Origin of the sequence: Streptomyces sp. NPDC057271 (genome assembly GCF_042668715.1) — a bacterium.
GTDB lineage: Bacteria > Actinomycetota > Actinomycetes > Streptomycetales > Streptomycetaceae > Streptomyces.
Genome location: NZ_JBHUYJ010000257.1, coordinates 1 through 1,259, shown reverse-complemented (window position 1 = coordinate 1,259; position 1,259 = coordinate 1). Strand labels below are relative to the sequence as shown.

1 protein-coding gene is annotated in these 1,259 nt (G+C 69.5%); it reads left to right on the top strand.

Translation table 11 applies throughout. The features are described 5' to 3' along the window. Positions 1-159: 159 nt before the first annotated feature. Positions 160-1,259: IS701 family transposase (locus tag ACFUJR_RS39325; protein ID WP_383451314.1), on the top strand; the 1,100-nt coding region annotated here is incomplete at its 3' end.

Sequence of the window (1,259 nt, the reverse complement as noted above, 5' to 3'; positions counted from 1 at the left end):
CTAGTACTCCAGCTGTAGATCGCGATCTTGCTGGTCGGGGCGGGTCCGGGCACGGGTGCGGCCACCGGTGATCATCGGTGTGTGAAGACAGAAGATCAGACGGTGGCCGCAGGTCACAGCATAGATCCTGGCCGCTGGCAGGAGACGTTCGAGGTCCTGATGGGCCGGATCGCGGGACGGTTCGTGCGGGTGGAACCCCGGCGCCGGGCACGGCGGTTGGTGCTCGGGCTGCTGTCGGATCTGCCGCGCAAGAACTGCTGGACGCTCGCCGAACATGCCGGGGACGCGAGCCCGTACGGTCTGCAGCACCTGCTGTCGAGGGCCAGGTGGGACGCCGACACGGTACGCGACGACATCCGCGGCTTCGTCGTCGAACATCTGCACCACCAGGACGCGGTGCTGGTCGTGGACGAGACCGGTGACCTGAAGAAGGGCACGCACACGGTTGGCGTGCAGCGCCAGTACACCGGCACCGCCGGACGCATCGAGAACAGCCAGGTCGCCGTCTACCTCACCTATGCCACCCCGCTCGGGCACGCGGCGATCGACCGGGAGCTGTATGTCCCGCGTTCCTGGACCGAGGATGCGGCCCGCTGCCGGGCCGCCGGGATACCCGACGCCGTCGACTTCACCACGAAACCCGCCCTCGCCGCACGCATGATCGGCCGCACTCTGGATGCCGGCGTCCGTGCGTCCTGGGTGGCCGGCGACGAGGTCTACGGAGGCAACCCGCACCTGCGAGGCGAACTGGAGAAACGACAGGTCGGCTACGTACTCGCCGTCGCCTGCGACCACCGGATCACCACCCGCGCGGGCACGTTCCGCGCAGACGCCCTGGTCAAGAAGCTGCCCGCACGGGCCTGGCAGAAGCTCTCCGCCGGGGCCGGAGCCAAGGGGCACCGCTTCTACGACTGGGCCCTGGCCGGCATCGTCGACGACCGGCCCGGTCACCACCTGCTCCTCGTCCGCCGCAACCGGCGCACCCGGGAACTCGCCTTCTACCGCTGCTACTCAGCCGCCCCGGTGCCGCTGTCCACTCTGGTGCGGGTCGCGGGACGCAGATGGACGGTCGAGGAGACCTTCCAGTCCGGCAAGGGCCTGGCCGGACTGGACGAACACCAGGTCAGGCGCTGGGTGTCCTGGCACCGCTGGGTCACCCTCGCGATGCTCGCCCACGCCTTCCTGACCGTCGTCCGCGCCGACGAACACGCCCGCCACCCGAAGCCGGACGGGCTCATACCGCTGACCTGCAACGAGAT